Source organism: Aeromonas sp. sif2416 (assembly GCF_019218665.1).
Lineage (GTDB): Bacteria > Pseudomonadota > Gammaproteobacteria > Enterobacterales > Aeromonadaceae > Aeromonas > Aeromonas encheleia.
This window is the reverse complement of sequence record NZ_JAHUXC010000014.1, coordinates 99,365-105,400: the sequence shown is the minus strand read 5'-3', so window position 1 is coordinate 105,400 and position 6,036 is coordinate 99,365. Positions and strand designations below refer to the sequence as shown.

Below are 6,036 nucleotides of genomic sequence, written 5' to 3'. Positions count from 1 at the left end.
GCTCCTCACTTCGAAAGTCAAGCGCTTGTTTTCGCTTTTCTTTCGGCGCCCACTTCACAAGGAAGCTGGCTCATCAGTCCGGCGTGTTCTGCCGTGCTGGTAGGGGCGCATTATAGGGAGCCAGGCCGCGATGACAAGCCATTTTTTGAAGAAAGTCACGGAAACTTCAAATTATCCAATTAGAAACAGCTTACCCAGTGTATATATACAGTGTTATCCACAAGCAGATGATTTCAGCGCTGTTTTTTCGTTATTTAAGTAGGTCTTCCTACATTAAGGAATGCCATACTGAAGCGGATAATGTGTCCCGAGTGGTCCGTGGTAGCGCCTGGCTGGAAAGCTGGTTACCATGGAGGTGAATAGAGTGTTGCACCTTTTTTGCTTTCATTTACAAAAGGTCTTTAAAGATGAATTTATCCAAGTTTCCCGTTTACGTGCAGGCGGCCGTTCTCGCTCTGGTGTTGGCGCTGGTCGGTTATCTGGTAGCCCAGGCCCTGCAGTTTTCTTTGAAAGCCGAAGTGATTTTTGCCGTGGGTCTGGCCATTGGCGGTTTCGTCGTACCGCTGTTCCTTAACCGGACCCCAGCCGCTGTGGTCGAGCAGACCGCCGGCCAAGAGACTTGTACCTTATATGTAGGCAACCTGCCCTACCGTGCCAACGAGATCGCCGTGCGTGAACTGTTTGCCGAGCAGGGCCAGGTCATTTCCGTCCGTCTGATGAAGGACAAGGCCACTGGCAAGCGCAGGGGCTTTGGCTTTGTGGAGATGCCGGCCGCCGATGCGGCCAAGGCGATCACCGCGCTCAATGACAAGGAGTATCAGCAACGCACCCTCAAGGTTCGCGAAGCCAACGACAAGCGGGACAGGGATGAGCGGGAAGGCAGCGACGTCGACGCCTGATAACTCAGTACTCTACCTCTTCGAGTGATGACAGCCCCCATGCTTGCAAGGGGGCTGTCAGTTTTTGGGCCTCACTGTCCAGCCGGGTGCAATAGGCTCTGGCCTGCGCGCTGGCAGATGTGGTGGAAGTAGTAGTCGCCAGCAGATGAGCCACTCGCCTCGCCACCGCGCTGCCCGAATCCACCAGCTGGCAATCTGGCATCAGTTGCCGGATCTCGTCATCGAGCAGCGGGAAGTGGGTGCAGCCCAGCACCAGCGTATCCGGCTTCTGCTCCCCTTCTATCCAGTCCGCCAACACCTCTCGCAACAGCGCCATATTGACTGGTCGGCCGGCCAGCTTGTGCTCGGCCTCGATCACCAGCTCGGTCGCCCCCTTGAGCAGCACCCGCTTGTCCGGCGCAAACTGGGCGATGAGTTGATGGGTGTACGCACGACTGACGGTGCCCGGGGTGGCCAGCAGCCCGATGCAACCATTGCGGGTCAGGACGGCCGCCGGCTTGATGGCCGGTACCACGCCCACCACCGGAATAGTCAGAGCTGCGCGCAAGGATGGCAGGGCTATGGTGCTGGCGGTGTTGCAGGCGATCACCACCAGATCGATGGCCTGCTCGGCCACCATCTGCGTGATCAGGCGACCACAGGCCGCGATCAGATCCGGCTCGCTCAGTTCGCCATAGGGGAAGTTGGCATTGTCGAAACAGTAGAAATAGTTGTGCGCCGGCAAGGTGCGACGGATCTCGCGATAGACGGTCAAGCCGCCCATGCCTGAATCGAACACTAGAATATTGGCCACCTGGGCTCCCCCTTGGATGCGAGGCGGCGATCATACTCCCGCCGGCGGCCAATAGAAAAGGCCCCGCACATGGCGGGGCCTCGCTTTTTCCTCTCTATATAAGCAGAGCGGCGGATCAGAGACGGTAGTCGGCCGTCAGCTTGAACTCGGTGCCCGGTGAGGCATAGCCATAAGCCGGGACATAGTCGCGATCGAACAGGTTGTCGATGCGGCCGCCCAGGGTGAGCGCAGGGGTCACCCCGTAGCTGGCGCCTAGGTTGACCAGGGTATAGGAGCTCAACACCACCCGCTCTGCCGGGAAGCTGCTGAAGTCCTTGTCATCCCGCTTGCCCACATAGAGCAGCTCGGTCGACAGATCGACCGGGCCCAGCTGTATCTGGGTCAGCCAGCTGGCCTTCTGCTTGGCGCGGCGCAGCAGCGGCTGGTCGCCGTCATTCTTGTCTTCGGTCTTGGTGTAATCGAAGCTCAGGTCATGATGGAGTGGACCGGTTTCCAGACCCAGCGCCAGTTCCACGCCACGGATCTCCGCATCAGTGTTGTCCGGCTTGCAGGTGGAGAAGGCGCTCTGGCAGGCGATCAGGTTCTGGATCTGGTTGCGATACAGGTTCACGGACCAGTCCCAGGCGGTGTAACGACCGGAGAAGTCCAGCTCCAGGTTCTTGCTCTCCTCCGGCTTCAGATCCGGGTTCTCGTAACCTGGGTAATAGAGGTCGAGGAAGGTCGGCGCCTTGAAGCCGGTGCCGTAGCTCAGCCGGACATTATGATTGTCATCGATGTCCAGACCGCTGGCGGCAGACCAGGTGTTGTGACGACCATACTGTTCGTTGTCATCGGTACGGCCGGACAGCTCGAACTGCAGCGCCTGCCAGCGATAGCTGCCGACGGCAAACAGCCCGGTGTTGTCGCGATCCGGTGCATCGAACGACTTGCCGTAGCTGCGAGAGTCGGATTTCAGCTGTTCCTGCTGCCAATCTGCACCCCCGGTCAGCAACAGCCCCTCGATACCGCTCCAGCTGTTGATCCAGGAGAAACGGGTCAGACCGGTATGAATGGGCTCGGCACTCGACTCACCCTGGCTCTCCAGCCAGCTCTTCAGCTTGTTCTCACCATAGCTGGCCTCGAGCCGGCTATTGAAGTGGTCGGCCTGGTACTTGAGCGCGCCATCATACTGGAAGGCCTGTACCCGGCTCTGATCCGCCGCCTGATAGGGATCGTCCATCTCGGTCTGGTTGTCGTAGCCCTGGGCGTTGAAGTCGGCGCTCCAGGCATCGTTGAAGGCATGGTTCAGCCCGAGCTGGCCGTTCAGGCTGTCGAAGCCGTCCCGATCCGGTTGCTGGGCACCGGCCACTACGTCGAAACCATCGGCGCGCTCATAGCCGATCATCATATTCATGTCGGTCTGCTGGCCGAGTGCCTGCACGGTACGCAGCTGACCCTGGCCATAGCCGTTGCTGCCAACCCCCCCCTTCAGGTGGGTCTCGCTGCCATTCTTGGCGGAGGTCTTGGTGATGAGGTTGATGACGCCACCTATGGCATCCGCGCCGTAGACCGCCGCTCGCGGGCCGCGGATATACTCGACGCGTTCGATGTTGCCGAGCGGGATCTGGCTGAGGTCTGGCGTACCGGCCACCATGGCGGCGATGGGGCGACCATTGACCAGCACCAGCGAATGGTTGGAGTTGGTACCGCGGATGAACAGGCTGCTCATGTGCCCCCGTCCACCCAGGGTGGTGATCTGCACCCCCGGCAGGGTCTTCAGCAGATCCGGCAGGCTCTGCACCTGACGGGCGTCGATCTCGGCGCGATCGATCACCACAATGGGCGCCAGTACCGAGCTGATGGGTTGCTCCACCCGGTTGGCGGTCACCACCATGGTCTCATTGGCAGGCAGGGAAGTCTGAGCGAAGGCCGCCGTTGGCAACAGGGCAGCCACCAATAGTTTCTTGGACATTACAGATCCTTAAGTTCGCGTAAGCATCTACTCCGTGACCGGTTTCTCTCGATCCGAAATACGAACTTTGGCAGGTCTTCGGGCTGGGGGGCTGATGGCCTACGGCGACGGCTTCCCACCTGACGGCAGTGCCCTGATGTCGCTTCGTTCCCCCTTACCGCTGCGCGCCAGCTCCGGATTCTCACCGGATTCCCTATTAAGCATGATGCGCCAAAGCGGGGGGATTATAGGAAAGGGGGACGGAAGAGTATAGCGATTTAGCCATCCATACGTCTTTTGCTAGCAAAAACAAAAACCGGCGCCCATGGGCACCGGTTTGTTAGATTTATCAATAGCTTCAGGCTCAGTCAGCGTAGCTGGCCTTGGGTGCCGGCAGGCGGATGGTGAGGGAGAGCACCAGGGCCACCACCAGCAATACCAGGATCAGGTTGAAAGTCGCCATGAAGCCGCCGAACAGGGAGGCGACGATGGAGCCGATGATGCTGCCCAGCCCGAAGCCCAGGTAGATGACGCCGTAGTTCTTGGTCAGGTTGTTGAGCCCGAAGAAGTCGCTCACCAAGGAAGGGTAGACGGTGATGGTGCCGCCGAAGCTGAAGGCCACACAGGCCACCGCCACGAAGAACAGGTTGGCGTTGAGCGGCACGAACAGCAGCAGCCCCATACCGCACAGGGTGATCAGCTGGGCTATGGTGATGACCCGGATGCGGGACATCTTGTCAGACAGTATCCCCAGCACCAGCCGGCCGCCCAGGTTGGCCATGGCGATCACCGCCACCGCATTGGCCGCCACCGCGGTGGACAGACCCACCATGTTCTCACCGATGTCCTTGGCCACCCCGATGACATAGAGGCCGCTCATGCAGGCGGTGAGGAACATCAGCGCCAGCATCCAGTACTGCGGCTTGCGCATGGCCTCGGCCAAGGTGAAGTCACGGCTCTCGGTCTGCTGGGAGGACGCGGCCTGTTGAGGGGCATCCTTCATCAGCATGCCGCCCACCAGCACCATGGACATGGCGATCAGGCCCCACAGCTGGAAGGTCGCCTCCAGACCCGAGCTGGAGAGCAGCAGCAGGTTGATGTATTTGAAGCCGAGGCTGCCGAGGCCATAGGCGCCGATGGAGCAGGCGGAGATCAGCCCCTTGCGCTCCGGGAACCACTTCACGCAGTTGGAGAGCGTCATCAGGTAGCCGGTGCCATCGGCGAAGCCCACCAGGATGCCGGCGCAGAGATAGAGCATGGCCAGGTTGCTGGCATGGGCGGTGAGGAAGAAGCCGATGCCGAGCAGCACGCCGGCGCCGAGGGTGACGTTGCGCACCCCGAACCGCTCCTGCAGCTTGCCCGCCAGGGAGGAGGCGACCGCCAGCGACAGGCTGAGCAGACCGAAGGCGAAGGCCACCTGGCTGACCGGCTCATCCAGCTTGTCGGAGAGCTGGGCGTTGAACAGGCTCCAGGTATAGACGGACCCCAGGGCGAACTGGGTGATGATGGTACCTATCAGGGTCAGGTACCGGGTGCGGTTCATCTCTTTGGTCATGGTGTGTCTCGGGCGGTGGACTCGGGAAATTGAGCCCACTATAGGCAAGACGCACCCAGTGCCGACGGATTAAGGCATGAAATGCAGATCGGCGGGAATGAATGACAATTAAAGCCGCATCAGCTGACGGAACGCCTTGATGTTGCTGCGGCTGACCGGCACCTCGAACGGCAGATCATGGAGCCGGATGAGATAGGTGCTGTTGAACCAGGGCACTATCTCGCGGATCTTGTTGATATTGACGCAGTAGGATCGGTGGCAGCGAAAGAAGCCCTCGGCCGGCAGCCGACCGACAAACTCGCTGATGGTCATGGCCATCACGTAACGATCGGTGCGGGTGTAGACATAGGTCAGCTTCTCGTCCGCCTCCGCGTAGTAGATCTGCTCGCAGGGGGTGACTATGATGCGCTCCCCCTTCACCAGATTGACGGTGCGGTTCTGGCTACCACTCCCCTCGCCCGCCTCGGCGGCCTGGCTCGGTTTCAGCTTGCCGGCGTGCTCGAGTTTTTGCAGCAGGTTGATGATGCGCGGCTCGTTGTAGGGCTTGAGGATATAGTCGAACGCCTCCAGCTCGAATGCCTCCACCGCAAACTCCTTGTAGGCGGTGACGAACACTATGTGGGGCGGGTGGCTCGACTTGTGCAGGTTCTTGGCCAGCAACAGACCGTCGATAGAGGGGATCTGGATATCCAGAAACACCACATCCACCTCGTGATCCTGCAGGTATTTGAACGCCTCCAGCCCATCCTCGAAGCTCGCCACTATCTCTATCTGGCTGTGCTGGTTCACCAGGTAGATCAGCTCCTCCCGGGCCAGGTATTCATCTTCAACGATAATGGCTCTCAACATGTTATGGCCT

General features: G+C 59.9%; 6 protein-coding genes and 1 riboswitch. Of the genes, 2 read left to right on the top strand and 4 right to left on the bottom strand.

What is annotated here, in order from left to right; genetic code table 11:
• Positions 1 to 183 (top strand): hypothetical protein (locus KW821_RS19535; RefSeq protein ID WP_218292593.1); only part of this gene is annotated, 183 nt, incomplete at its 5' end.
• Positions 184 to 407: 224 nt separating this feature from the next.
• Positions 408 to 899 carry an RNA-binding protein gene (locus KW821_RS19530; RefSeq protein ID WP_218292592.1) on the top strand — a complete coding sequence of 164 codons (492 nt, stop codon included), beginning with the start codon at positions 408 to 410 and terminating at the stop codon, positions 897 to 899.
• Positions 900 to 903: 4 nt separating this feature from the next.
• Here KW821_RS19530 and murI read toward each other — a convergent pair whose 3' ends face one another.
• The 4 genes from murI to KW821_RS19510 all read right to left on the bottom strand — a co-directional run bounded on the left by murI (position 904) and on the right by KW821_RS19510 (position 6,026).
• On the bottom strand, positions 904 to 1,692 hold the full coding sequence (murI, locus tag KW821_RS19525; protein WP_218292591.1) for a glutamate racemase: 789 nt from the start codon (positions 1,690 to 1,692) through the stop codon (positions 904 to 906).
• A 115-nt stretch (positions 1,693 to 1,807) separates the two neighbouring features.
• Positions 1,808 to 3,643, bottom strand: a complete 1,836-nt coding sequence (locus KW821_RS19520) for a TonB-dependent receptor domain-containing protein (RefSeq protein ID WP_218292590.1) — start codon at positions 3,641 to 3,643, stop codon at positions 1,808 to 1,810.
• Between the two features lie 51 nt (positions 3,644 to 3,694).
• Positions 3,695 to 3,873, bottom strand: a riboswitch (cobalamin riboswitch).
• Between the two features lie 113 nt (positions 3,874 to 3,986).
• On the bottom strand, positions 3,987 to 5,177 hold the full coding sequence (locus KW821_RS19515; RefSeq protein ID WP_042651527.1) for an MFS transporter: 1,191 nt from the start codon (positions 5,175 to 5,177) through the stop codon (positions 3,987 to 3,989).
• Between the two features lie 108 nt (positions 5,178 to 5,285).
• A complete protein-coding gene (locus KW821_RS19510; protein ID WP_042651528.1) occupies positions 5,286 to 6,026 on the bottom strand; it encodes a LytTR family DNA-binding domain-containing protein in 741 nt (246 codons plus the stop codon).
• Positions 6,027 to 6,036 lie beyond the last annotated feature (10 nt).

Coding starts and splice junctions, on each gene's coding strand:
- KW821_RS19510 (WP_042651528.1), bottom strand. CDS start 6,026: ATGTTGAGAGCCATTATCGTTGAAGATGAATACCTGGCCCGGGAGGAG.
- KW821_RS19520 (WP_218292590.1), bottom strand. CDS start 3,643: ATGTCCAAGAAACTATTGGTGGCTGCCCTGTTGCCAACGGCGGCCTTC.
- KW821_RS19515 (WP_042651527.1), bottom strand. CDS start 5,177: ATGACCAAAGAGATGAACCGCACCCGGTACCTGACCCTGATAGGTACC.
- KW821_RS19530 (WP_218292592.1), top strand. CDS start 408: ATGAATTTATCCAAGTTTCCCGTTTACGTGCAGGCGGCCGTTCTCGCT.